The sequence below is a fragment of the Kitasatospora sp. NBC_00039 genome, from assembly GCF_045160625.1.
Lineage (GTDB): Bacteria > Actinomycetota > Actinomycetes > Streptomycetales > Streptomycetaceae > Kitasatospora.
Map to the genome: position 1 here is coordinate 6,321,441 of NZ_CP108289.1, position 21,804 is coordinate 6,343,244.

Genomic DNA, 21,804 nt, shown 5'->3' on the forward strand with positions numbered 1-21,804 from the left:
GGCCTCCCGGTGGCGCGGGCCGGGTCCGGGGCCCCTGGCGCGCGCGGCCGCCGGTCGCGGCGGCCGCACACACCAGAAGCCCCGGCTCCTCGACGCGCGTCGGCCGGGCAGGACCTGCGACGGTGCAGGGCTGCGGTGCTCCACGCATGGTAGTCCGCATGCTGGGATCACGCGCCGCCCGGTGCCCGGCCGTCCGTTGCCGGTGCCCGCCGGTGCGCCTCAGCCCAGCAGCGCGAGCGCCACCAGCGTGCCGGTCGCGGTGGTCTCCGCCATCGCGCCGAGGACGTCCCCGGTGATCCCGTCCAACCGCCGTACGCAGCGCCGCAACAGCAGCCAGGCGCACCCGAGCCCGGCCACAACGGCCAGCGGAAGCCGGAGGACTGACCATCCGTCGGCCGTGCCGGCGGCGGCGGCCGCCAGCATCGACCCGGCCGTGGCCGTGATCGCGGCGGCCGGCGAAACCGTCCCCGCGACCATCGCGCCGAGCCCGCCCGGCCGGGCGGCCGGCACCGAGCGCAGGCACCCCCAGGCGAGCGCGCACCGCGCGGCCGTGGCCGAGGTGAGGACGGCGAGCGCTCCGCGCGGCACCGAGGCGTCGAACTGCCCGGCCAGCGCGGCGATCTGGGCCAGCAGGACGAGGACCAGGGTGAGTACGCCGAACGGCCCGATGTCCGACTGCTTCATGATGCGCAGCGCATCCTCGGCTGGCTTGCCGCTGCCCAGGCCGTCGGCGACGTCGGCCAGCCCGTCCAGGTGCAGCCCCCGGGTCAGTGCGGCCAGCACCCCGACCGCCGCCACCGCGCCGAGCAGCCCGCCCGCACGCCACGCGACCAGCGCCCCCGCGCCCGCCGCCATCGCCCCGAGCACCACCCCGACCACCGGGGCGGACGCCATCGCCCGCCCCGCCGCCGCCCGGTCCCACCGCTCGACCCGCACCCGCAGCACCGACAGCGTCCCGAACCCGAACCGCAGTCCCTCCCCCCAGCCGGCCTGGTCGTCTCTGCTCTGCACGAACCCGTTCCTCGGTCGGTCACCGCCCAGTACCGCGGCCCGGAAGGGGCGGGAACTGCGCGCGGCGGAAGGCCGCCATCGGTCCTGGAGCGCCGACGGCCGGTGGCCGTCGCTCTCTGCCCCAATGGGCAGGGCCCCGCTACACCCGCCCCAGCAGCTCCGCCGCCGACGGCAGCTTCGGCTGCTCCTTCGGCGCCGACGGCACGAAGGGCGCGGGCGCCTGCTCGGCCAGGGTGTCCGCCGCGGCCTGGAGCAGCGGCAGCGCCATCAGCGCACCGATGCCCTCGCCCATGATGATCCCCTGCTCCTGGAGCGGCGTCAGGGTCAGCCGGTCGTATGCCTTCGCCTGGGCCGGCTCGCCGCTGGACTGCCCGGCCCGCCACCACTCGGGCGCACGGAACGCGATCCGCTGCGCGACCAGCGCGCAGGCCGCCGAGACCACCCCGTCGAGGACGACCGGCAGCTTCCGCACCGCGGCCTGGAGCAGGAAGCCGGTGATCGCGGCGAAGTCGGCGCCGCCGGTGGCGCCGAGCAGTGCCAGCTGGTCGCCGAGCACCGGCCGGGCCCGCCGCAGCGAATCCCGGATGGCCGCGCACTTGACCATCCACACCTTGTCGTCGATGCCCGAGCCGCGCCCGGTCACCGCGGCCGCGTCCGTCCCGCAGAGCGCGCCGACCAGCACCGCCGCCACCGTGGTCGAGCCGACCCCGAGGTCGCCCAGCACCACGAGGTCCGTCCCGGCGTCGGCCTCCTCGTCGGCGACGGTCATCCCGGCCCGGAAGGCCTTGACGGTCTCTTCCGGCGTCAGCGCGTCCTCGCGGTCGATCCGGCCGGAGCCACGCCGTACGCGGTGCGCGACCACGGCGTCGGGGAAGTCGGACGGTTCCGCGTCCACCGCGACGTCCACCACCCGTACGTCGGCGCCGAACCGACGGGCGAGCAGCGCCACCGGCGCGGTGCCGTCCAGGACCGCCCGGACCCGGGCGGCGGTGCCGCCCTGCGCGGGCAGGCGGGACACCCCGAGGGCCGCCACCCCGTGGTCGGCGGCGAACAGCAGCACCTTGGGCGCCGACAGCGGCCGCACCGGGGAGCGCCCCTGTACGGACGACAGCCAGCTGCCGAGCTCCTCCAGCCGGCCCAGACCGCCGCGCGGCCGGTCCAGCGTCTGCCAGCGCTCCTCGGCGGCCCGCCGGGCACTCTCGTCGGGGCGCTCGACGAGCGAGGAGAACGTGTCGAGATCCACGGTCGTGTCCATTTGTCCGTTTCTCGCTCACAGCGCGGGATGCGCGCAGTACATTCGAGGTCTGCCTCAGGCAGCGGTCAGGGCTTGGCCGTCATGAGACTGCCCAAGTGGTCGAGTGAGAAGCCGCCTCGTCGCCGAGGTGGAGGAGTCACCGGTCGGAAGGCTACACGCCGACTCCCACCGATTTGATGGCCAGGACCTGTCCGGCCACGACCAGCAGGACCCGCTCCGAGGCGTCCGCCACGGCCATGTTCAGCCTTCCGAGCGTGTCCCGGAAGCGCCGGCCCGCGGCGGTCGCCGGGACGACGCCCATGCCGACCTCGTTGCTGACCGCGACCACCTGCCGTCCGGTCGCCGCCCAGGCCCCGGCGAGCGCCTCGCACCGGGCCTGCACCGCCGCTTCGCCGCCGTCCGCCCACACGGTGTCGTCCCAGGCACCGCACTCGTCCATCACGGCGGTCAGCCAGAGCGCCAGACAGTCGATCAGCACTGGCGCCCGGTCCGCGTCGTCGGCCAGTACGGCCTCCAGGTCGCAGGTCTCGGCGGTGCGCCAGCTCGCCGGCCGCCGCTCGCGGTGCAGGGCGACCCGCTGCGCCCAGTCGGTGTCGTCGTCCCGGGTGCCGCTGGTGGCCACGTACAGCACGTCCTCGTACCGGCCGAGCAACTGCTCGGCCTTGGTGGACTTGCCGGAGCGCGCACCGCCGAGGACCAGCGTGCGGGGGAGTGCGGGAGCAGTTGCCATACCGCTCATCCTGCCGGACGAGGCATACGGAAGATCCCACCGGGCAGGCTAAGGTGCGCAGCACACAGGGCCGTACAGGGCAGGCAGCACACAGGAGGAGCCGGGCATGGTGTGGACGTGGCGGTACGAGAAGGCGGACGGCACCGCGGTGGCTCCGGGCGGCGGCCAGGAGGAGGAGTTCGCCGGCCAGGGGGACGCCGAGACCTGGATCGGGGAGTCCTGGAAGCAGCTGGCCGAGGACGGGGTGGACACCGCGGTCCTGCTCGACGACGGCCGGGAGATCTACTCGATGAGCCTGCACGAGGCCTGAGGGCCGGGTGCCCCGGAGGCCAGGGGCGAGGGACGGGCTACTTGGCCCCGAACACGTGCAGCAGCGCGGCGACCTGCCGGTACGGGTCGGTGCGGCCGGCCCGCTCCTCGGCTTCGAGCAGCTGGGCCAGCTGCCGCCCGTCCACCGGCGGCGCCGCATCGTCGGGCGTGTTGTCGGTGAAGACCCGGACGCCGTACCAGTGCCGCAGCGGCACGGACACTTCGGAGAGGGTGACGGCGAGGTCGGCGAGCCGGTCGGCGCGGGCGGCCAGCCCGAGCCGGTTGTAGTACCGGTCGCTCTCGAAGGCGTGCAGGGCGGCCCGCCAGTCGCCGGCGGCGGCGGGACGCAGGGCCAGCGCGTCGCGGTTGCGGACCAGCAGGGAGAGAAGCCCACCGGGGGCCAGCAGCCGGGCCAGCGAGGCGATCATCGGGTCCGGGTCCGGCAGGTAGGTCAGGACGCCGTGGCAGAGCACGACATCGAAGCTGCGCGGCCCGAACCAGCGTCCGCACTGGTGGCCGTCGCCGCTGAGCAGCTGGAGCCGGCCGCGCACCTCCGCCGGTTCCTCGGCCAGCGCCCCCTGGGCGACGCCGAGCGCGACCGGGTCGGAGTCGATCCCGGTGACGTAGTGGCCGGCCCGGGCCAGGCGCAGCGCCTGGGTGCCCTGGCCGCAGCCGATGTCGAGGACGCGCTGCGCGACGCGGCCGGTCAGCTGCTCGGCGAGCTGCCGGGCGACCATCTCCTGCCGGACGAGGTTGCGCAGGCTGCCGAGCCGGTCCAGCCAGGGGCCGGTGCCGCCGGCGAAGGAGCCGCTGCGCGAGGGCAGCCGGCGCTCCTGGGCGATCCGGTCGTGGCCGCCGTCCCCCTGGCCCGGCAGCGCGTACAGGCCGGGCCCCTCCCAGGCGGGAGGGGCCCAGCCGGAGTCCACCGGTTCGGCGGTCAGGGCTTCTCCCCGCGCCGCACCTGCGGCTTGGGCAGCCGGAGCCGGCGCATCTGCAGGATGCGCATCACGCCGTAGGCGACCGCGCCGCGGGTGTTCTGGCCGGCGAAGCGCTCGGCGAGCTGCTTGCGCAGACCGAAGCCGAGGCGGACGAAGTCCAGGATCACCAGTACGAAGAAGGCCAGGAACAGCACGGTGGAGAGCAGCTGGAGGGCCGGCACCTTCACGATGCTGAGGACCAGGATGACCACCGCGGCGGGCAGGAAGAACTCGGCGAGCGACCAGCGGGCGTCCACGTAGTCGCGGGCGAACTTGCGCACCGGGCCCTTGTCGCGGGCCGGCAGGTGGCGCTCGTCGCCCTCCAGCAGCGCGGTGCGCTGCTTCTCGCGCTCGGCGCGCATGCGCTCGCGCGCCTGGCGGGAGGCCTCCTTGCGGTCCTTGGGCACGGTCACCCGGGTACGCCGGTTGGCCTCGGCCTCACTGCGCTTGGGCGTGGGGCGGCCCTTCTTCGCCTGCGGGTCGCGGGCCTGGGTCGTCTCGTCCTGCTTCTCCAGCACAGCGGCGGAGGCGGCGGCATCATCTGAACGGCGTCGGAACACACCACCAGCGTACGGGGTGCGGGACCGCTTCTTCGGGTGTCCTCGGACCCAAACGCATATCGATCGCGTGCGGCCGGGCCCGGTGCCGGGTTTCCGGGGGTCTTCCCGTAGGGGATCACTTCGGAGGTCGGTGGGTGGGATGAGGGCCGGATCCACCGCGGGGATGAGGCAGTCGCGGGGGTCGCTGTAGCAGTCTTGTTGCAGGCAGGTGCACTGCGGCGACGGGCTCGCTGCACATACACTCGTCGTGTCTGGTAACGAGATAGAGACCGCAGGCCGGAGAAGGGGGCACCCGAGGCCCATGAGCGACGGAATCATGAAGCGTATGGGGCTGATCTTCCGCTCCAAGGCGAACAAGGCCTTGGACCGGGCGGAGGATCCGCGAGAGACGCTGGACTATTCGTACCAGAAGCAGCTCGAGCTGCTCCAGAAGGTACGTCGCGGCGTCGCGGACGTGGCCACCTCGCGCAAGCGCCTGGAACTCCAGCTGACCCAGCTCCAGCAGCAGTCCGCGAAGTACGAGGACCAGGGCCGCAAGGCGCTTTCGCTCGGCCGGGAGGACCTCGCGCGCGAGGCGCTGACCCGCAAGGCGAACATGCAGTCCCAGATCACCGACCTGGAGACGCAGTACCAGCAGCTCCAGGCCGAGGAGGAGAAGCTCACGCTCGCCTCCCAGCGGCTGCAGGCCAAGGTGGACGCCTTCCGCACCAAGAAGGAGACCATCAAGGCCACCTACACCGCTGCCCAGGCACAGACCCGGATCGCCGAGTCGTTCTCCGGTATCTCGGAGGAGATGGGCGACGTCGGTCTGGCGATCCAGCGGGCCGAGGACAAGACCGCCCAGATGCAGGCCCGCGCGGGTGCGATCGACGAGCTGCTGGCCTCCGGTGCGCTCGACGACGCCAGCGGGCTCGGCCGCAAGGACGACATCGAGGCGGAGCTGGAGCGCGTGGCCGGCGGCTCGGACGTCGAGCTGGAGCTGGCCCGGATGAAGGCCGAGCTGACGGGCGGCTCGCCGTCCTCCGGCCCGCAGGCCATCGAGCAGGGCAAGGCGCAGGACGCGTCGCAGCAGGACACCCCGCGTATCAACTACAACAAGTGATCTGAGCTTCACCCCACCAACCAGGGAGACGCACGGCATGATCATGAGGGTCATGGGGGAGGGCCAGTTCGAGGTGGGCGAGACCCATCTGAACCGGCTCAACGAGCTGGACGAGGAGCTCCTCGCCGCACTGGAGTCGGGGGACGAGGAACACTTCCGGCGGGCGCTCGGTGAACTGCTGAGTGCCGTCAAGAAGTTCGGTACCCCGCTGGCGGACGACTCGCTGGAGCCGTCCGACCTGATCCTCCCGGATGCCGACGCGACGATCGACCAGGTCCGGCAGCTGCTTCGGGCCGAGGGTGACGGCCTGATCCCCGGCATCCCCGAGTAGCTGCCGTCTCGCGCCGGACGCCAGACGCGATGAAGGGCGGGCCCCCTCCGTGATGGAGGGGGCCCGCCCTTTCTGCGTTCGTACGGCGCCGGGTTACGGCAGGGCGAGCATCCGGTCCAGCGCCGCCTTGGCGTACTTCTCGGTCTCCGGGTCGACGCTGATCACGTTCGGAACCCGGCCCTCGACCAGCGACTCCAGCGCCCAGACCAGGTGCGGCAGGTCGATCCGGTTCATGGTGGAGCAGAAGCAGACCGCCCGGTCCAGGAAGACGATCTCCTTGTCGGGGTGCGCCTTGGCCAGCCGGCGGACGAGGTTCAGCTCGGTGCCGATGGCCCACTTGGAGCCGGGCTCGGCGGCGTCCAGCGCCTTGATGATGTACTCGGTCGAGCCCACCATGTCGGCGGCCGCGACGACCTCGTGCTTGCACTCGGGGTGCACCAGCACGGTGACGCCGGGGATGCGCGCGCGGACGTCGTTCACCGAGTCGAGCGAGAACCGGCCGTGCACCGAGCAGTGGCCGCGCCAGAGGATCATCTTGGCGTTTCGCAGCTCCTCGGCGGTCAGGCCGCCGTTCGGCTTGTGCGGGTTGTAGAGCACGCAGTCGTCCAGCGAGAAGCCCATCTCGCGCACGGCGGTGTTGCGGCCCAGGTGCTGGTCCGGCAGGAAGAGCACCTTCTCGCCCACCCGTCGCCCACCGTCACCCTCGGTCGAGGCGCTTCGCGCCGCCCCTTCCTCGAAGGCCCACTCCAGCGCCCGCTTGGCGTTGGACGAGGTGCAGATGGTGCCGCCGTGCTTGCCGGTGAAGGCCTTGATGTCGGCGGAGGAGTTCATGTACGAGACCGGCACGGTGACGTCGGCTATGCCGGCATCGGTCAGCACGTCCCAGCACTCGGCGACCTGCTCGGCGGTGGCCATGTCGGCCATCGAACAGCCGGCGGCGAGGTCCGGGAGGACGACCTGCTGGGCGTCGGTGGTGAGGATGTCCGCCGACTCGGCCATGAAGTGCACGCCGCAGAAGACGATGTACTCGGCCTCCGGGCGGGCGGCGGCGTCGCGGGCGAGCTTGAAGGAGTCGCCGGTGACGTCGGCGAACTCGATCACCTCGTCGCGCTGGTAATGGTGGCCGAGGATGAAGACGCGGTCGCCGAGTGCGGCCTTGGCCGCCCGCGCGCGCTCGACGAGGTCCGGGTCGGAGGCGGCCGGGAGGTCGCCGGGGCACTCGACGCCACGCTCGCTGTTCGGGTCGGCCTCACGGCCGAGCAGCAGCAGAGCGAGCGGCGTCGGGGTGGGGTCGACGCCGTAGGTCTCGGTGATGGTGGTGGTCACGGGCGGGTGCCCTTCTGTGCGGCCGATCGGTCGGTGCAGCCTTCTCGTCTATCTGACGCTATCTATGATAACCGGTTAGCGTCAGACTGACGATGGCCGTCCTGTCGATGTGACGAGAACCGCTCGCCGGTTCGGAGTCCTCCGGCGGAGCCGGGAGCAAGATACGGCAGGGGTCCGGCGTGGCCGAATCGATATCCGGGGCGGATCGCGTTGGCTTGGCCCGTGAAGGCAATCGCGATCCGCCGCTACGGCGGCCCCGAGGTGGTCGAGTACACCGAGCTGCCGGACCCGAAGGTCGGGCCGGACTCGGTCCTGGTGCAGGTCAGGGCGGCGGGGGTGAACCCGGTGGACTGGCGGGTCCGCGAGGGGCACCTGGACGGGCTGCTGGACGCCCACTTCCCGCTGGTGATGGGCTGGGACGTGGCCGGGGTGGTCCGCGCGGTCGGCGGCGGGGTCACCGAGTTCGCCCCCGGGGACGAGGTCTTCGGGTACGTCCGCAAGGACTGGGTCGAGCACGGCACCTACGCCGAGCTGGTCGCCGCGCCCGTCCGCACCCTGGCCCGCAGGCCGGCTGCGCTGGACTGGGCGCAGAGCGGCGGCCTGCCGCTGGCCGGGCTGGCCGCGCTCCAGGGGCTCAAGGCGCTGGGGATCCGGGAAGGCGACACCCTGCTGGTGCACGCCGCGGCCGGCGGGGTCGGCCACCTCGCGGTGCAGCTCGGCAGGGCCTTCGGCGCCCGGGTGATCGGTACCGCGGGGGAGCGCAACCACGACTACCTGCGGGCTCTGGGCGCCGAGCCGGTCGCGCACGGCGAGGGCCTGGCCGAGCGGGTCCGCGCGCTGGCCCCCGGCGGTGTGGACGCCGCCCTCGACCTGGTCGGCGGCGGCGCCGCCGAGCTCTCCGCCGGCCTGGTCGCCGATCCGGCCCGGATCGCCTCGGTCGCCGACTACCGGGTGAGGGCGCTCGGAGGCCGGTACCTCTGGGTCCGCCCGGACGCCGCCGGGCTGGCCGAGCTGGCCGCCCTGGCCGACGCCGGCAGGTTCACCGTCACCGTCGCCTCCACCTTCCCGCTCGCCCAGGCCGCCTCCGCCCAGGCGCTGAGCGCCGAGGGCCGCACCCGGGGCAAGATCGTCCTGCTGGTGGACTGACAACCGTCCAACGGTCGTCATCTGCCAGCGGTGGACTCGGTCCTGTCATCCGCCAGAATGGTGCAGAACCGTTTCGGCGGCCGCCGCCTCCAGCTGCCCCTCGCCGATCCCGTACGACCTGTGGAGCCCCGCACCGATGAGCAGCAGCCGAGCGCACGAGACGGTCGGGGCCGACCTGGACGAGACCGACCGGCTGCTGCTCGCCCGGCTGGCCGGAGACGGCCGCGCCTCCTACGCCGAGATCGGCCTCCAGGTGAACCTCTCCGCCACCGCCGTCCGCCGCCGGATCGACCGGCTGCGGGCGCGCGGGGTCGTCCGCGGCTTCACCGTCGTCCTCGACCCGTCCGTCCTCGGCTGGCAGACCGAGGCCTTCGTCGAGGTCTACTGCCGCGAGCGGACCGCCCCCGAGGAGATCCTGGCCAGTCTGAGGCAGTTCCCCGAGGTGGTCGCCGCCTGGACGGTCACCGGAGACCCGGACGCCCTGGTCCACCTGCGCGCCACCGACATGCACCACCTCCAGGCGGTGATCGAGCGGATCCGCAAGGAGCCCGGCGTCCAGCGCAGCCGCTCCTCCGTCGTCCTCTCCCAGCTCATCGGCTGACCCCCGAAGGGCCCAGTACGGCCCCGGCCGGCCCCGGCGCAGGAATCCTGCGCGGACCGGCCCGAAGACGCCCGAATCCTGCCCGGCCGGCCGCGTTCCGACGCGCGGCGCCGGCCCCCCGCTGCCTAGGCTGATGACGTCCGGCAACGCGGTGACGAGCCCCGCGCCGCCGGTCCTCCCCCGACACCCCACAGCCGAGAGGGACCCCCGTGTCCGCAGCCCCCGACCGCATGCACCGGCCCGACAACGAACTGGTCGACCTGGTTTTCGACTACATGCGGGAGCGGCTGCAGTACGACCCCGTCCCGCTCGACCACCCCGGTGACGGCGAGCACCTGCGCGCCCAGCTGGCCGGCCTGCTCAACCCGGACGGCAACAACCCGGCCGACGTCCTCAAGCTCTACGACCACGAGCTCTCCCGCGCGGTGATCTCCGCCGACAGCCCGCGCTACCTGTCGTTCATCCCGTGCGCCCCCACCAAGGCCGCGCTGCTCTTCGACATGGTCGTCTCCTGCGCCTCCCTCCAGGGCATCTCCTGGCTGGAGGCGGCCGGCGCCATCGCCGCCGAGAACCAGGTGCTGCGCCTGATCGCGGACCGCGCCGGCATGCCCGAGACGGCCGGCGGCACCTTCGTCTCCGGCGGCTCGGCCGGCAACCTCTCCGCGCTGGTGGTCGCCCGCGACACCGCCCGGCGCAGGCTCGGCGTCGGCCCCGAGGCCAGGCTGCGGATAGCCGTCGCCGACCAGGTGCACTCCTCGGTCAAGAACACCTTCAACATCATCGGCGTCGAGGCCTTCAAGGTCCCGACCGTCGACCGCCGCTTCACCGGTGAGGCGCTGCGGGCCGCCCTGGCCGCCGACCCGAACCCGGAGACGGTGATCGCCGTCGTCGGCACCGCCGGCACCACCAACGAGGGCATCGTCGACGACCTGCAGGGCCTCTCCGAGGTCGCCCGCGAGCGCGGCCTGTGGTTCCACGTGGACGGTGCCTACGGCGGCGCGGGTCTCTTCGCCCCCTCGGTGCGCGAGCGCTACAACGGCATCGAGCACGCCGACTCGTTCGTGGTGGACCCGCACAAGTGGCTGTTCGCCCCGTTCGACTGCGCCGCGCTGATCTACCGCAACCCGCAGCTGGCCCGCGCCGTGCACACCCAGGACGCCTCCTACCTGGACGTGCTGCACACCGAGGGCGACGAGTGGAACCCCACCGACTACGCCTACCACCTGACCCGGCGCGCCCGCGGCCTGCCGCTCTGGTTCTCGCTGGCCGTGCACGGCACCCAGGCGTACACCGACGCCATCGAGACCGGCCTCCAGCTGGCCCGGGACACCGCGCAGCTGATCCGCGACACCGAGCACCTGGAGCTGCTGTTCGACCCGCAGCTCTCCGCGGTCTGCTTCAAGCGCACCGGCTGGACCAACGAGGACTACTACCGCTGGTCGCAGCAGCTGCTCGCGGACCAGATCGGCTTCGTCACCCCGACCGGCTGGGACGGCGAGACGGTCGCCCGCTTCGCCTTCCTGCACCCGGGCACCACCATGGACATGGTCCGGGAGATCCTGGACACCATGGTCTGACCAGGCCTTCGAAACCCCCCGCCGGGGCGCCCGGCGGGGGGTTGGCCGTCCCTACCGCTGCGCCGGCTACAGCAGCGCGCCGTTCGGCAGGTACGGCGTCGGCGGCCGCATCCCGCGCAGGCCCAGATAGCCCCGGGTCTGCGGCGCCAGGCCCACCTCCAGCCCGACGTCCAGCGCCCACTCCTGCTCGGCGGTCAGGTACTCCACCTGGGCCTCCACCCCGTCCGGTACCCGGGCCAACGCCTCGCGCAGCAGCCGCACGGCGATCCGCTTCGAGGTGGCGGCCAGCAGCTTCACCTCGCCGCCGTCCCGGTAGCAGTAGCCGCTGCCGGCCAGCGCGTCCGCCACCAGCAGCTCCTCGCAGTGGGCCAGCATCAGCTCGTGGTCCGGCCCGTGCGCGGCGCCGCGCAGCCGCCGGTCCACCGAGTCCAGCAGGTGCCGGTGGGTGGCGTTGCCGGGGTGCACCGGGATGTCCCCGGGATCGAGCAGCCCGGACCGGTCCACCCGCCCGGCCAGCCGCATGGCCGGGTACAGCGTGAACCCGGCCAGCCGGTAGCGCCTGGCCGCGGCCGGGGACGGCGAGGCGCAGAGCATCCCGCGCAGGCACCCCCGCCCGTACGTCGCGGCCCGCTCCAGCAGCAGCCGCCCGACGCCCTTGCCCTGCGCCTCGGGCACCACCGCGAAGAGCGCGAGGATCCAGACGCCCTCGCGGCGCAGCGACAGCACCGACCCCACCGGCCGGCCGCCGCTCTCCGCCAGCCAGCAGCCCTGCGGGTCGGTCCGCACCAGGTGTCTCGTCCGGGCCAGTGAGCGGACCGGCGGCGGGGCGTCGGCAGGGGTGCCGGCGCCGGGGGAGTCGGGGAGCGAGGCGAAGGAGGCGCGGGCGATGTACTGGACGGCCTCCGCGTCGGCGGCGGTGTCCTGGACCTGTCGCAGGATCATGCCTTCCATCCTGGCCGCCGGGACGCCCGGACGGGGCCGGTTCGTCCGGATCGGCAGGCCGGGGCGGTGCCCGACCCCCGCCGGTGTGCGAGCATGGGGAGCGTAGGGGAGCGGGTGGTACACCCGGCCCACGGAAATTCCGCCGCAGAGGACCACCGACGAAATACACCGTCGTCCGGGAAATGAATCCGGACGGCCATCGGTTGGCACTGGCGGCAGACCGTCGTCAAGACCGGGAGAAAGCAGATGACCGTCCAGGACGAGACCACCGTCGAGAGTGGCATCCTCCTTACCGATGCCGCCGCGGCCAAGGTCAAGGGCCTGCTGGAGCAGGAGGGCCGCGAAGACCTCGCTCTGCGCGTCGCCGTCCAGCCCGGTGGCTGCTCGGGCCTGCGTTACCAGCTGTTCTTCGACGAGCGTTCGCTCGACGGCGACGTGATCAAGGACTTCGATGGTGTGAAGGTCGTCACCGACCGGATGAGCGCCCCGTACCTCGGCGGCGCCACCGTCGACTTCGTGGACACCATCGAGAAGCAGGGCTTCACGATCGACAACCCGAACGCCACCGGCTCCTGCGCCTGCGGCGACTCGTTCAGCTAGTCGGCAGACGGCGAAGGCGGCCCCGGATCCTCCCGGGGCCGCCTTCGCCGTTTCTGCGGACCGTCCGTGCCGCCTGCCCGCCGCCTACTTCCCGGAGACGTCCGGGGTCGCCGGGTCCGGACCGACGTGCGGGTCGGCCTCCAGCGGCACCGGCTGCCCGGTGGCGAGGTCCGTCACCGCCCGGCCCGCCAGCGGCTGCTTCAGCTCGGCCGACACCGTCTGCCGCTTGGCCAGCTCGGCGCAGACCTGCCCGGCCGGAACCGGCGCCGCCAGCGTGACCTTGACGTCCACCCGGCCCGGCTTGGACTCGTCCGCCTTCAGCGCGTACCGCTCGCAGACGCCGCCGTAGAACCAGACCGTCAGCTTGTTGCCGTCCACCCGGTAGGTGACCGCGGGGTGGACCGCCGCCCCGCTCCCCTGCCCGGTCGGCGCCGGCTCGCCGACCGCGATGCCGTTGCCCGGGGGATCGGCCGGGGGCGCCGGCGGCTGCGCCGTCGACGAGGGCCGGGGGTCGGGGGTGCCCGCCGACGGATCGGCCGGCGGGGGCGTCACCGGCGTGGTGGCGCCGGCCGACGGCGCCGCCGCGGAGGACGGGCCGCCGGGGGACGCGGTGGCCGACGGCGTCGCACTCGCGGACACCGGCTGCGCCGAGCCGGAGGCCGCGTCCGAGGCCGACTTGCCGCCCCCGTCGCACCCGGCGACCGTGACGGCCGCCGCCAGCACCAGACCCGCCAGCGCCACCGTCCGCCGCCCGCGCGACCGGCGGGCAGGCACACCACCGGTGTGCCGGGGCATCGGCTCCAGATCCAACAGATCCATCTGTCCATCCTCCCGAGGGCTCAGCGGCACCGCCTTCCCGGCCGTACCGCGCGGATGTGACGTGCCCCGGACCAATCCGGTTCCCGTCATCGGAGCGGCCCCTCCGCCGGGCCGGCTGCGAGGCCGCCCCCGGGACGGTTCACATGCCGTATTCGGCCATTCCCGCGACCAGCCGCTGCGCCCCGGAGGAGACCCGGAAGCCGGCCCGCGCGGGGGTGGCCGGCTCGGGGCCGGTCGCCAGCAGCGGCCAGAACCGCCGCAGCTGCCGGGAGGAGTCCACCAGCGCGTCCAGGGTCTCGGCGTCCGAGTCACCCCGCAGGGCCGGCGGAACACGCAGCGGGTGGTAGCTGGGCATCATCGGTGATCGCTCCGATCCACGGTGCCGCGGCCGCACTGCCACGGCTCGGTCGGGGCCGGACCCGGCCCCTGCCAGCGACCCTAGGCCGACCACCCGGCCCCCACCAGAGCTACCCGGGGGTAGTACACGTTCGACGGTGGCCGGTGCCAATTCCCGCGGTCTTGCCGCCGCCCGCCCCCCGCCGGGTACCGTGAGTGGGTTCGCCCCCTGCTTTCCGTGGCCATGCCGCCATCCTGAGGAGACCTCCCGTGCGTATCGCCGTCGCCGGCTCGATCGCCACCGACCACCTGATGACGTTCCCCGGCCGGTTCGCCGACCAGCTCGTCGCCGAGCAGCTGCACACCGTGTCGCTGTCCTTCCTGGTCGACACCCTCGACATCCGTCGGGGCGGTGTCGCACCGAACATCGCCTTCGGCATGGGTGTGCTCGGCCTGCGTCCGATCCTGGTCGGCGCCGCCGGCGCGGACTTCGCCGAGTACCGCAGCTGGCTGGAGCGCAACAACGTGGACTGCCAGTCCGTCCACATCTCCGAGACCCGGCACACCGCCCGTTTCATGTGCACCACGGACGAGGACCACAACCAGATCGCCTCGTTCTACACCGGGGCGATGGCCGAGGCCCGCAACATCGAGCTGAAGCCGATCGCCGACCGCGTCGGCGGCCTGGACCTCGTGCTGATCGGTGCCGACGACCCGCAGGGCATGGTCCGCCACACCCAGGAGTGCCGTACCCGCGGCTACGCCTTCGCGGCCGACCCGTCCCAGCAGCTGGCCCGCCTGGACGGCGAGGACATCCGGGAGATCGTCGACGGCGCCGCGTACCTCTTCACCAACGAGTACGAGGCCGCGCTGATCGAGACCAAGACGGGCTGGGACGCCGAAGAGATCCTCACCCGGGTCGGCACCCGGGTCACCACCCTCGGCAACAAGGGCGTGCGGATCGACCGCAAGGGCGAGCCCCCGGTGGTCGTCGGCTGCGCCCCCGAGGAGACCAAGGCCGACCCGACCGGCGTCGGCGACGCCTTCCGCGCCGGCTTCCTGGCCGGTCTCTCCTGGGAGCTGGACCTGGAGCGCTCGGCCCAGCTCGGCTGCATGCTCGCCACCCTGGTGATCGAGACCGTCGGCACCCAGGAGTACGAGCTGCGCCCGAGCGCCTTCCTGCAGCGCTTCGAGGGTGCCTACGGCGCCGAGGCCGCCGCCGAGATCCGCGCGCACCTGGTCAAGTAGCCTGCCGGCTCAGGTCGTTCGCCTCACCAGGTAGGCCGAGCCCCGGTCGCCGCCGTAGTCGGCGGCCGGGGCCTCGCCCAGGTACTCCTGCTCCCGCATCCCGCACCAGGCCGGGATGTCCAGCCGGGCCGCCTCGTCGTCCGCCAGCACGGCGACCGTCCCGCCCGGCGCCACCTCGCCGATCCGCCTGGCCAGCTCGATGACGGGCAGCGGGCACCGCTTGCCGAGCGCGTCGATCACTGTGACCCGCTCGCTCGCCTCCGGGCGCTCGGCGCCGGCACCGACGCTCCTCTCTCCGGCGCGACCTCCTTCGTCGGTCGCTTGTCGTTCCTCACTTTCGGCACCGGCGCGCCCTTCGGCTCGGGGCGTTGGCGCGGCCGTGACCCGCCCGCTCGCCTCCGGGCGCTCGGGCCCGGCACCGACGCTCGCAGCCGCCGCCGGGGCCGGCAGGTCCAGCCCGAGCGGGGCGCGGACCCCGGCCACCACGTCCGGCAGTACGGCGAGGAACCGCTCGACGTCCTCCTCGGCCGCTCCGAAGGGCAGCGAGACCCGGACGTTCCCCTCGGTGAGCACGCCCATCGCCGCCAGCACATGGCTCGGCGTCAGGGTCGACGAGGTGCAGGACGAGCCGGAGGAGACCGCGAAGCCGGCCCTGTCCAGCTCGGTCAGCAGCACCTCGCCGTCCACGTACAGGCAGGAGAAGGTGACGAGGTGCGGCAGCCGCCGTACCGGGTCGCCGACCACCTCCACCTCGGGTACCAGCTGCGGCACCCGGGCCCGGATCCGCTCGACCAGGGCGTGCAGCCGGGCGTTCTCCCGCTCGGCCTCGGCCCGCACCGCCCGCAGCGAGGCGGCGGCGGCCACGATCGCCGGCACGTTGACGTACCCCGGCACCCGGCCGTTCTCGCGCTCGTCGGCCGGCAGCGGCGAGGCGTACCGGACACCCTTGCGCACAGCCAGCACCCCGACACCGGCCGGTCCGCCCCACTTGTGCGCACTGGCCGTCAGCAGCGACCAGCCCGCCGGGACGTCCACCCGCCCGGCGCTCTGCGCGGCGTCCACCAGCAGCGGCACCTCGTTGCAGAGCCCCGCCACCTCGGCCACCGGCTGCACCGTGCCCACCTCGTGGTTGGCCGACTGCAGGACGGCGAGTGCGGTGTCGGGACGCAGCGCCGCCGCGAACTCCCCGGGGTCCACCCGTCCGTACCGGTCCACCGGGACGACCGCGACGCTGCCGCCCGCCGCCCCTCCCCAGGCCTCCGGCCGGGGGGACCCCCAGCGCTCCGCGGTGTGCAGCACGCTGGAGTGCTCGACGGCCGAGTGCACCAGGTGCCCGCCCCGCCGCCGGTTCCCGGCCAGCGCGCCGAGCATGCCCAGCTGCACCGCCTGTGTCCCGCTCGCGGTGAACGCGATCTCGTCCGGCCGGGCGCCGAGCACCCCGGCCACCGTCTCGCGGGCGGCGTCCAGCAGCATCCGGGCCTGCCGGCCGGAGCGGTAGAGCCGGGCGGGGTCGGCCCAACCCTCGTCCAGCGCGGCGGTCAGCGCCTGCCGCGCGACGGGGTGAAGCGGTGCGGTGGAGGCCACATCGAAGTACACGGTCACATTTAACGACACACCCAGGTGTATTCCAGCCTCCTTGCCCGACTCACCGGCCGTCAGTCGATCAACCCGAATGTCCGATTCGTCCTCGTCCGACGGACCGTCACCCACGTTGTCGGAGGTCATCCCCCGATCGGGCGTACGGACCTCGAATGCCTACGATGACCTGCGACGCAGCCCTTGCGGGGCCTGATCGGGCGACCGGGCGGCGCGTTACCGGGACCTGCCCGTCAGCAGCGCATAAGGCTGGAGTAGGGTTTGGCCCGCATAAGCATTCAAACCGTGCCCGTGGACGGGTCGCCGGGGAGGCTCACAATCCTCCGCGGGGCGACGCGAAGGCGGGCGAGACTTCGGGAAGGCGCTACGTGAGTCCCAACGGCTCCGACCGCTCGCCGCGGCGCACGATGCGGCGGAAGCTGCCTCAGGCGCTGGCACTGGGCCTCGTCATCGCGACCGCTACCGGCTGCTCGGCCAACGACCTCCCCAGGCTTGGCCTCCCGAGCCCCGTCACCGAGGAAGGACCCCTGGTCCTCCACATGTGGCAGGGCTCCTGGATTGCGGCTCTGGCAGTGGGCGCACTGATGTGGGGTCTGATCCTCTGGAGCGTGATCTTCCACCGGCGCAGCCGCACCGGTGTGCAGATCCCCCCGCAGACCCGGTACAACGTGCCCATCGAGGCGCTCTACACCGCGGTCCCCATCATTATCGTCTCGGTCCTCTTCTACTTCGTCGCCCGCGACGAGTCGAAGCTGATCTCCGTCTCCGAGAAGCCGCAGCACACGGTCAACGTGGTCGGCTTCCAGTGGAGCTGGGCGTTCAACTACGAGAACACCGAGAATCCGGACCCGGCCAACAAGGACGCCGCGTACGACGTGGGCACTCCTGCGGAGATGCCGACGCTGTGGCTCCCGGTCAACGAGTCCGTCGAGTTCCGGCTGACCTCGCGTGATGTCATCCACGACTTCTGGCCCATCAACTTCCTGATGAAGATGGACGTCGTGCCGGGTGTGGTGAACAAGTTCGAGGTCACCCCGAACGTCAAGGGCGAGTACGACGGCAAGTGTGCCGAGCTCTGCGGCGTGGACCACTCGCGCATGCTGTTCAAGGTCAAGGTCGTCGACCGCGCGGACTACGACAAGCACCTGGCGGACCTGCGGGCCAAGGGCCAGACCGGCGCGTTGCCCTCCGGCATCACGACCATGGGAAGTGAAGAGAAGTGACCATCCTCAACGAGCCCGCCGCGGCCGGCGGGGGCGCCGGGGCCGTCACGGTCGGGGCGCAGCGGACCCGCAAGCCGGGTTCGACCATCATCAAGTGGCTGACCACCACTGACCACAAGACGATCGGCACGCTCTACCTGGGCACGTCGTTCGCCTTCTTCCTGATCGGTGGCATCCTCGCCCTGGTCATGCGCGCCGAGCTGGCTCGTCCCGGGACCCAGATCCTGTCGAACGAGCAGTTCAACCAGGCGTTCACCATGCACGGCACGATCATGCTGCTGATGTTCGCGACGCCGCTCTTCGCCGGCTTCGCGAACTGGATCATGCCGCTGCAGATCGGTGCCCCGGACGTGGCCTTCCCGCGTCTGAACATGTTCGCGTACTGGCTGTACCTCTTCGGTTCGACCATCGCGGTGGCCGGCTTCGTCACCCCGAACGGTGCGGCCGACTTCGGCTGGTTCGCCTACTCCCCGCTGTCGGACGCCGTCCGCTCGCCGGGTGTCGGCGCCGACATGTGGATCATGGGTCTGGCCTTCTCCGGCTTCGGCACGATCCTCGGTGCGGTCAACTTCATCACCACGATCATCTGCATGCGCGCGCCCGGCATGACGATGTTCCGGATGTCGATCTTCGTCTGGAACGTCCTGCTGACCGCCGTGCTGGTCCTGCTGGCCTTCCCGGTGCTGGCCGCCGCGCTGTTCGCCCTGGAGGCGGACCGTAAATTCGGGGCACACGTCTTCGACCCGGCGAACGGAGGGGCGCTGCTCTGGCAGCACCTGTTCTGGTTCTTCGGCCACCCCGAGGTGTACATCATCGCGCTGCCGTTCTTCGGCATCGTGTCGGAGATCATCCCGGTCTTCAGCCGCAAGCCGATGTTCGGCTACTCCGGCCTGATCGCGGCCACCATCGCGATCGCCGGTCTGTCCGTGACGGTGTGGGCCCACCACATGTACGTCACCGGCCAGGTGCTGCTGCCGTTCTTCTCCTTCATGACCTTCCTGATCGCGGTCCCGACCGGTGTGAAGTTCTTCAACTGGGTCGGCACCATGTGGAAGGGCTCGCTGAGCTTCGAGACCCCGATGCTCTGGACGGTCGGCTTCCTGGTCACCTTCCTCTTCGGTGGTCTGACCGGTGTCCTGCTGGCCTCCCCGCCGATCGACTTCCACGTCTCGGACTCGTACTTCGTCGTCGCCCACTTCCACTACGTGGTCTTCGGCACCGTCGTCTTCGCGATGTTCGCCGGCTTCCACTTCTGGTGGCCGAAGATGACCGGCAAGATGCTGGACGAGCGCCTCGGCCGGATCACCTTCTGGACGCTGTTCATCGGCTTCCACGCCACCTTCCTGGTGCAGCACTGGCTCGGCGCCGAGGGCATGCCCCGTCGCTACGCCGACTACCTGGCCTCGGACGGTTTCACCACCCTGAACACCGTCTCGACCATCGGCTCGTTCCTGCTCGGTCTGTCGATCCTGCCGTTCCTCTACAACGTCTGGAAGACCGCCAAGTACGGCGAGAAGGTCGAGGTCGACGACCCGTGGGGCTACGGCCGCTCGCTGGAGTGGGCGACCTCCTGCCCGCCGCCGCGGCACAACTTCCTCACGCTGCCGCGGATCCGCTCCGAATCCCCGGCCTTCGACCTCCACTACCCGGAGATCGCGGCGCTGGACTACCTGGAGAACCACGGTGAGCCGGCCAAGCACCTCGCCGGCGTGACCCCGGCGAAGTACGACGCCCCGCAGCTGGGCAAGGGCAAGAAGGAGGGCGACGCCTGATGAAGGAACAGGGCAAGATCTTCCTCGGCTTCGCGGTCTTCATCCTCGCGATGGCGATCACGTACGGCCTGTGGACCAACAGCTCCGACCTCGGTATCGAGGCCGCGGGCACGACGGCGCTGTTCCTCGCCTTCGCGCTCTGCGCCTTCATCGGGTACTACCTCGCCTTCACCGCCCGCCGGGTGGACAGCGGCGCCGGTGACAACCCCGAGGCCGAGGTCGCGGACGACGCCGGCGAGCTGGGCTTCTTCGCCCCGCACAGCTGGCAGCCGCTCTCGCTCGCGATCGGCGGTGCGCTCGCCTTCATGGGAGTGATCTTCGGCTGGTGGCTGCTGTACTGGTCGATCCCGATCATCATGATCGGCCTCTTCGGCTGGGTCTTCGAGTTCTACCGGGGCGAGAACCAGAACCAGTAGGTCCTCTCCCTCTCGCACAGGGCCGGGCATCCCGCACGGGATGCCCGGCCCTGTTGCGTCCCCGGAGTGAGGCGCTCACTCCGGTGGGTCAACGGCGGGTCCCCCGGATGTCGCTCTTCCGTCGACCGTTCCTACGATCTGATCAATCGTGCGAACCCTCGGAGGCGGTCATGGCCGACAGGCGCGGAATCGCAGGTATAGGCAGCATCTCGCTGGCTCTCGCAGTACTGGCCCCGCTGGCGGCCTGCACGTCCGGTGGGGACGGAGACGTCACCGGCGCCGTCCACAAGGTCGACGCGGCCCCGCTCGTACACGTCTCGGCCGAAGGCACGGTGGACCCGTCCCAGCCCGTCACGGTGACCGCCGTCCCCGGCAGCCGGCTCACCGATGTCACCGTGGTCGGCCCGGACGGCCGGGTGGTGGCCGGGAAGCTCTCGGAGGACCAGCGCAGCTGGCAGACCACCGGGCGGCTCAAGGCGGCCACCGCCTACACCGTCAGGATCGCCGCCGCCGACGGCAACGGCGGCCGCGGCGAGACCACCGCGGGCTTCTCCACCCTCGCCGGGCAGCGCCTGCTGACGGCCAAGCTCGGCCCGGACTCCTCCGGCAGCGGTCTCTACGGCGTCGGCCAGCCGCTCACCGTGCAGCTCTCCGAGGCGGTGAAGGACCCGCAGGCCCGCCAGGAGGTCGAGCGCGCCCTGACGGTCACCTCGCAGCCCGCCGTCACCGGCGGCTGGTACTGGGTGGACGACAAGAACCTGCACTTCCGACCGGAGGAGTACTGGCCGACCGGGACGACCGTCAGCCTGGTCTTCGACGACACCGGCAGCCGGATCTCGGACGGCCTCTACGGCGGCGACCGTGCCGCTCTGGCCCTGCGGATCGGCGAGCGGGTGGAGTCGGTGGTGGACGCCGCCGCCCACGAGCTCACCCTGAAGCGCGGCGGCGAGGTCGTCCGGACGATCCCGGTGACCACCGGCAAGCCCGGTTTCGACACCCGCAACGGCATCAAGGTGGTGCTCGGCCAGGAGCGCCAGGTCCGGATGAGCGGCGAGACGATCGGCATAGCCGCAGGCAGCTCGGAGTCCTACGACCTCAATGTCGAGTGGGCCACCCGGGTGACCTGGAGCGGCGAGTACGTGCACGCCGCACCCTGGTCGGTCGCCTCGCAGGGCGTGGCGAACGTCAGCCACGGCTGTACCGGCATGAGCACCGAGAACGCCAAGTGGTTCTACGACAACACCCGGGTCGGCGACCTGGTGACGGTGGTCAACAGCCACGGCGCCGCCATGGAGCCGTTCGGCAACGGCTTCGGGGACTGGAACGTCGCCTGGGCCGACTGGGTCAAGCACAGCGCCCTCGGACAGCCCGTCAGCACCACCCCGCCGTCCTCCCGGGCCCCCGCCACCGGGATCATCCGCCCGGAGGTCTGACGGGGCCCGCCACGGGGGCGTTCAGCCCTCCCGGCCCGGCACCTCGTACGCCAGCCGCAGCGCGGTCTCCACGGCCGCCAGGGCGTCCGCTCGCGGCACCCCGAGGCGCCGGGCCCGCTCGGCGTACTCGGTGGCGGCCGCGGCGGCCAGCCGGTGGCCGGTGTCGCCGGTCGCGGCGATCAGGGTGCCGCGCCGGCCGTGGGTCTCCACCACCCCGTCGGTCTCCAGCTCCCGGTAGGCCTTGGCGACCGTCCCCGCGGCCAGCCCGAGCTGCTCGGCCAGGGCCCGGACGGTGGGCAGCCGCAGCCCGGTCGGCAGCTCGCCGCTGCGGGCCCGCTCGGCGATCTGGGCGCGGACCTGCTCGTACGGGGGAGTGGCGGAGGCGGGGTCGACGGACAGCTCCACGAGGGCTCCTGAGGATGGGGCGAGGGCGGGACGGACGACGGAAAGCCCGAGGGCCGCCGACCAGAGCGAAGTCTGGTCAGCGGCCCTCG

The 21,804-nt window shown here is 72.4% G+C and carries 23 protein-coding genes; 12 read left to right on the top strand and 11 right to left on the bottom strand.

Annotation, left to right across the window (positions count from 1 at the left end; genetic code table 11):
- Positions 1-219: 219 nt before the first annotated feature.
- The 3 genes from OG286_RS28085 to cobU form a co-directional block, all read right to left on the bottom strand.
- Positions 220-1,011, bottom strand: coding sequence for an adenosylcobinamide-GDP ribazoletransferase (locus OG286_RS28085; RefSeq protein WP_396319449.1), 792 nt, complete (start codon positions 1,009-1,011; stop codon positions 220-222).
- Positions 1,012-1,150: 139 nt separating this feature from the next.
- Positions 1,151-2,266 (bottom strand): nicotinate-nucleotide--dimethylbenzimidazole phosphoribosyltransferase, encoded by a 1,116-nt coding sequence (gene cobT / locus OG286_RS28090; RefSeq protein ID WP_396319448.1) that lies wholly within the window; start codon positions 2,264-2,266, stop codon positions 1,151-1,153.
- A gap of 151 nt (positions 2,267-2,417) precedes the next feature.
- A complete protein-coding gene (gene cobU / locus OG286_RS28095; RefSeq protein ID WP_396319447.1) occupies positions 2,418-2,996 on the bottom strand; it encodes a bifunctional adenosylcobinamide kinase/adenosylcobinamide-phosphate guanylyltransferase in 579 nt (192 codons plus the stop codon).
- Between the two features lie 106 nt (positions 2,997-3,102).
- Between cobU and OG286_RS28100 the strand changes: the two genes are divergently transcribed.
- Positions 3,103-3,306, top strand: a complete 204-nt coding sequence (locus OG286_RS28100; protein WP_396319446.1) for a hypothetical protein — start codon at positions 3,103-3,105, stop codon at positions 3,304-3,306.
- A gap of 37 nt (positions 3,307-3,343) precedes the next feature.
- Here OG286_RS28100 and OG286_RS28105 read toward each other — a convergent pair whose 3' ends face one another.
- Together OG286_RS28105 and OG286_RS28110 are read right to left on the bottom strand one after the other, a co-directional pair.
- Positions 3,344-4,042 carry a class I SAM-dependent methyltransferase gene (locus OG286_RS28105; protein WP_396319654.1) on the bottom strand — a complete coding sequence of 233 codons (699 nt, stop codon included), beginning with the start codon at positions 4,040-4,042 and terminating at the stop codon, positions 3,344-3,346.
- Between the two features lie 200 nt (positions 4,043-4,242).
- The gene (locus OG286_RS28110) at positions 4,243-4,842 is read right to left on the bottom strand and encodes a DUF3043 domain-containing protein (RefSeq protein WP_396319445.1); all 600 of its coding nucleotides are present in this window, start codon (positions 4,840-4,842) and stop codon (positions 4,243-4,245) included.
- A 301-nt stretch (positions 4,843-5,143) separates the two neighbouring features.
- Between OG286_RS28110 and OG286_RS28115 the strand changes: the two genes are divergently transcribed.
- Both OG286_RS28115 and OG286_RS28120 read left to right on the top strand, forming a co-directional pair.
- Complete coding sequence (locus OG286_RS28115; protein ID WP_396319444.1) at positions 5,144-5,944, top strand: PspA/IM30 family protein; 801 nt, start codon at positions 5,144-5,146, stop codon at positions 5,942-5,944.
- A gap of 37 nt (positions 5,945-5,981) precedes the next feature.
- Positions 5,982-6,275, top strand: coding sequence for a PspA-associated protein PspAA (locus OG286_RS28120; RefSeq protein WP_396319443.1), 294 nt, complete (start codon positions 5,982-5,984; stop codon positions 6,273-6,275).
- Between the two features lie 93 nt (positions 6,276-6,368).
- Here the strand turns inward: OG286_RS28120 and nadA are convergent, their stop codons facing one another.
- Positions 6,369-7,601, bottom strand: coding sequence for a quinolinate synthase NadA (nadA, locus tag OG286_RS28125; RefSeq protein ID WP_396319442.1), 1,233 nt, complete (start codon positions 7,599-7,601; stop codon positions 6,369-6,371).
- A 222-nt stretch (positions 7,602-7,823) separates the two neighbouring features.
- On the opposite strand from nadA, the gene OG286_RS28130 reads away from it, so the two are divergent.
- The 3 genes from OG286_RS28130 (at position 7,824) to OG286_RS28140 (ending at position 10,925) form a co-directional block, all read left to right on the top strand.
- Positions 7,824-8,747: an NADP-dependent oxidoreductase gene (locus OG286_RS28130; RefSeq protein ID WP_396319441.1), complete on the top strand. Its 924-nt coding sequence runs from the start codon at positions 7,824-7,826 to the stop codon at positions 8,745-8,747.
- Positions 8,748-8,883: 136 nt separating this feature from the next.
- Positions 8,884-9,348, top strand: a complete 465-nt coding sequence (locus OG286_RS28135; RefSeq protein ID WP_396319440.1) for an Lrp/AsnC family transcriptional regulator — start codon at positions 8,884-8,886, stop codon at positions 9,346-9,348.
- 209 nt (positions 9,349-9,557) lie between these two features.
- Entirely contained in the window at positions 9,558-10,925 is a 1,368-nt protein-coding gene (locus tag OG286_RS28140) for a pyridoxal phosphate-dependent decarboxylase family protein (RefSeq protein ID WP_396319439.1), read from the top strand.
- Between the two features lie 66 nt (positions 10,926-10,991).
- Here the strand turns inward: OG286_RS28140 and OG286_RS28145 are convergent, their stop codons facing one another.
- Entirely contained in the window at positions 10,992-11,867 is an 876-nt protein-coding gene (locus OG286_RS28145) for a GNAT family N-acetyltransferase (RefSeq protein ID WP_396319438.1), read from the bottom strand.
- A gap of 246 nt (positions 11,868-12,113) precedes the next feature.
- Here OG286_RS28145 and erpA point away from each other — a divergent pair, with 246 nt between their 5' ends.
- A complete protein-coding gene (gene erpA / locus OG286_RS28150) occupies positions 12,114-12,467 on the top strand; it encodes an iron-sulfur cluster insertion protein ErpA (protein ID WP_209411899.1) in 354 nt (117 codons plus the stop codon).
- A gap of 84 nt (positions 12,468-12,551) precedes the next feature.
- On the opposite strand, the gene OG286_RS28155 is transcribed toward erpA, so the two are convergent.
- On the bottom strand, positions 12,552-13,286 hold the full coding sequence (locus OG286_RS28155) for a hypothetical protein (RefSeq protein WP_405365856.1): 735 nt from the start codon (positions 13,284-13,286) through the stop codon (positions 12,552-12,554).
- A 139-nt stretch (positions 13,287-13,425) separates the two neighbouring features.
- Positions 13,426-13,644 carry a hypothetical protein gene (locus tag OG286_RS28160; protein ID WP_396319436.1) on the bottom strand — a complete coding sequence of 73 codons (219 nt, stop codon included), beginning with the start codon at positions 13,642-13,644 and terminating at the stop codon, positions 13,426-13,428.
- 248 nt (positions 13,645-13,892) lie between these two features.
- Between OG286_RS28160 and OG286_RS28165 the strand changes: the two genes are divergently transcribed.
- A complete protein-coding gene (locus OG286_RS28165) occupies positions 13,893-14,870 on the top strand; it encodes a carbohydrate kinase family protein (protein WP_396319435.1) in 978 nt (325 codons plus the stop codon).
- Positions 14,871-14,879: 9 nt separating this feature from the next.
- On the opposite strand, the gene OG286_RS28170 is transcribed toward OG286_RS28165, so the two are convergent.
- Positions 14,880-16,472 carry a cysteine desulfurase/sulfurtransferase TusA family protein gene (locus tag OG286_RS28170; RefSeq protein ID WP_405363697.1) on the bottom strand — a complete coding sequence of 531 codons (1,593 nt, stop codon included), beginning with the start codon at positions 16,470-16,472 and terminating at the stop codon, positions 14,880-14,882.
- Positions 16,473-16,834: 362 nt separating this feature from the next.
- Between OG286_RS28170 and coxB the strand changes: the two genes are divergently transcribed.
- From coxB to OG286_RS28190, 4 genes are all read left to right on the top strand, one after another.
- Positions 16,835-17,689 (top strand): cytochrome c oxidase subunit II, encoded by an 855-nt coding sequence (gene coxB / locus OG286_RS28175; RefSeq protein ID WP_396319433.1) that lies wholly within the window; start codon positions 16,835-16,837, stop codon positions 17,687-17,689.
- Complete coding sequence (gene ctaD, locus OG286_RS28180; RefSeq protein WP_396319432.1) at positions 17,686-19,461, top strand: cytochrome c oxidase subunit I; 1,776 nt, start codon at positions 17,686-17,688, stop codon at positions 19,459-19,461. The genes coxB and ctaD overlap by 4 nt, the downstream gene beginning before the upstream one ends.
- The gene (locus tag OG286_RS28185) at positions 19,461-19,877 is read left to right on the top strand and encodes a cytochrome c oxidase subunit 4 (protein WP_396319431.1); all 417 of its coding nucleotides are present in this window, start codon (positions 19,461-19,463) and stop codon (positions 19,875-19,877) included. The genes ctaD and OG286_RS28185 overlap by 1 nt, the downstream gene beginning before the upstream one ends.
- Before the next feature lie 170 nt (positions 19,878-20,047).
- The gene (locus tag OG286_RS28190) at positions 20,048-21,310 is read left to right on the top strand and encodes an Ig-like domain-containing protein (protein ID WP_396319430.1); all 1,263 of its coding nucleotides are present in this window, start codon (positions 20,048-20,050) and stop codon (positions 21,308-21,310) included.
- A gap of 21 nt (positions 21,311-21,331) precedes the next feature.
- Here the strand turns inward: OG286_RS28190 and OG286_RS28195 are convergent, their stop codons facing one another.
- Entirely contained in the window at positions 21,332-21,715 is a 384-nt protein-coding gene (locus OG286_RS28195) for a GntR family transcriptional regulator (protein WP_396319429.1), read from the bottom strand.
- Positions 21,716-21,804: the final 89 nt, after the last annotated feature.

What these genes read in the sequence shown, in the direction of transcription:
- cobT (WP_396319448.1), bottom strand. Translation starts at nt 2,266, where the DNA reads ATGGACACGACCGTGGATCTCGACACGTTCTCCTCGCTCGTCGAGCGC.
- cobU (WP_396319447.1), bottom strand. Translation starts at nt 2,996, where the DNA reads ATGGCAACTGCTCCCGCACTCCCCCGCACGCTGGTCCTCGGCGGTGCG.
- OG286_RS28100 (WP_396319446.1), top strand. Translation starts at nt 3,103, where the DNA reads ATGGTGTGGACGTGGCGGTACGAGAAGGCGGACGGCACCGCGGTGGCT.
- OG286_RS28105 (WP_396319654.1), bottom strand. Translation starts at nt 4,042, where the DNA reads ATGGTCGCCCGGCAGCTCGCCGAGCAGCTGACCGGCCGCGTCGCGCAG.
- OG286_RS28115 (WP_396319444.1), top strand. Translation starts at nt 5,144, where the DNA reads ATGAGCGACGGAATCATGAAGCGTATGGGGCTGATCTTCCGCTCCAAG.
- OG286_RS28120 (WP_396319443.1), top strand. Translation starts at nt 5,982, where the DNA reads ATGATCATGAGGGTCATGGGGGAGGGCCAGTTCGAGGTGGGCGAGACC.
- OG286_RS28135 (WP_396319440.1), top strand. Translation starts at nt 8,884, where the DNA reads ATGAGCAGCAGCCGAGCGCACGAGACGGTCGGGGCCGACCTGGACGAG.
- OG286_RS28145 (WP_396319438.1), bottom strand. Translation starts at nt 11,867, where the DNA reads ATGATCCTGCGACAGGTCCAGGACACCGCCGCCGACGCGGAGGCCGTC.
- erpA (WP_209411899.1), top strand. Translation starts at nt 12,114, where the DNA reads ATGACCGTCCAGGACGAGACCACCGTCGAGAGTGGCATCCTCCTTACC.
- OG286_RS28155 (WP_405365856.1), bottom strand. Translation starts at nt 13,286, where the DNA reads ATGGATCTGTTGGATCTGGAGCCGATGCCCCGGCACACCGGTGGTGTG.
- OG286_RS28160 (WP_396319436.1), bottom strand. Translation starts at nt 13,644, where the DNA reads ATGATGCCCAGCTACCACCCGCTGCGTGTTCCGCCGGCCCTGCGGGGT.
- OG286_RS28185 (WP_396319431.1), top strand. Translation starts at nt 19,461, where the DNA reads ATGAAGGAACAGGGCAAGATCTTCCTCGGCTTCGCGGTCTTCATCCTC.
- OG286_RS28190 (WP_396319430.1), top strand. Translation starts at nt 20,048, where the DNA reads ATGGCCGACAGGCGCGGAATCGCAGGTATAGGCAGCATCTCGCTGGCT.